The organism is Vibrio sp. WZ-1 (assembly GCF_052037695.1).
Classification (GTDB): Bacteria; Pseudomonadota; Gammaproteobacteria; order Enterobacterales; family Vibrionaceae; genus Vibrio.
Map to the genome: position 1 here is coordinate 1 of NZ_JBQEQR010000005.1, position 1,439 is coordinate 1,439.

At 53.7% G+C, this 1,439-nt stretch carries 1 protein-coding gene; it reads left to right on the forward strand.

The genetic code is table 11. The features are described 5' to 3' along the window. Positions 1–1,439: VCBS domain-containing protein (locus tag ACTS60_RS00015; RefSeq protein WP_440886704.1), on the forward strand; the 1,439-nt coding region annotated here is incomplete at both ends.

Consider the following 1,439-nt stretch of genomic DNA (forward strand, 5'->3'; position numbering starts at 1 on the left):
GGCTGATCCTGATGCAGGTGAGGCGGTTTTCCAACCTCAAACCGACGTTCAAGATGGCAACTGGGGTACGTTCTCTATCGATGCCGATGGTAACTGGACATATAAGCTGAACAACAGCCACCCAGACGTGCAAGCGTTAGATGCCGATAGCGATCCGGTTATTCGTACCATGACAGTGACATCTGCGGATGGCACCACTCATGATGTGGTCGTGACGATTATTGGCTCAGATGACAAAGCGATCATCACACCAGATCAACCGGGTGATGACGCAGGCGCGGTGCAAGAAGACGTAACGCTGACCACGAGCGGCAACTTAAACGTGGCTGACCCTGATGCAGGTGAAGCGGTCTTCCAACCACAGACAGACGTTCAAGATGGCAACTGGGGTACGTTCTCTATCGATGCCGATGGTAACTGGACGTATAAGCTGAACAACAGCCACCCAGACGTGCAAGCGTTAGATGCCGATAGCGATCCAGTTATTCGTACCATGACAGTGACATCTGCGGATGGCACCACTCATGATGTGGTCGTGACGATTACGGGCTCAGACGACAAAGCGGTCTTCACACCAGATCAACCGGGTGATGACGCTGGCGCGGTGCAAGAAGACGTAACGCTGACCACGAGCGGTAACTTAAACGTGGCTGACCCTGATGCAGGTGAAGCGGTCTTCCAACCGCAAACCGACGTTCAGGACGGCAACTGGGGTAGCTTCTCTATCGATGCCGATGGTAACTGGACATATAAGCTGAACAACAGCCACCCAGACGTGCAAGCGTTAGATGCCGATAGCGATCCAGTTATACGTACCATGACAGTGACATCTGCGGATGGCACCACTCATGATGTGGTCGTGACGATTACGGGCTCAGACGACAAAGCGATCATCACACCAGATCAACCGGGTGATGACGCAGGCGCAGCGCAAGAAGACGTAACGCTGACTACTGGTGGTAGCCTAAACGTGGACGACCCTGATGCAGGTGAAGCGGTCTTCCAACCTCAAACCGACGTTCAAGATGACAACTGGGGTACGTTCTCTATCGATGCTGATGGTAACTGGACGTATAAGCTGAACAACGGCCACCCAGACGTGCAAGCATTAGACGCTGATAGCGATCCGGTGATCCGCACCATGACAGTGACGTCTGCGGATGGCACCACTCATGACGTGGTCGTGACGATCACGGGCTCAGACGACAAAGCGGTCATCACGCCAGATCAACCGGGTGATGATAAAGGCGCGGTGCAAGAAGACGTAACGCTGACCACGAGCGGCAACTTAAACGTGGCTGACCCTGATGCAGGTGAGGCGGTCTTCCAACCGCAAACAGACGTTCAGGACGGCAACTGGGGTACTTTCTCTATCGATGAGCAGGGTAACTGGACCTATGAGCTGAACAATAATCATCCAGACGTGCAAGCGTTAGACG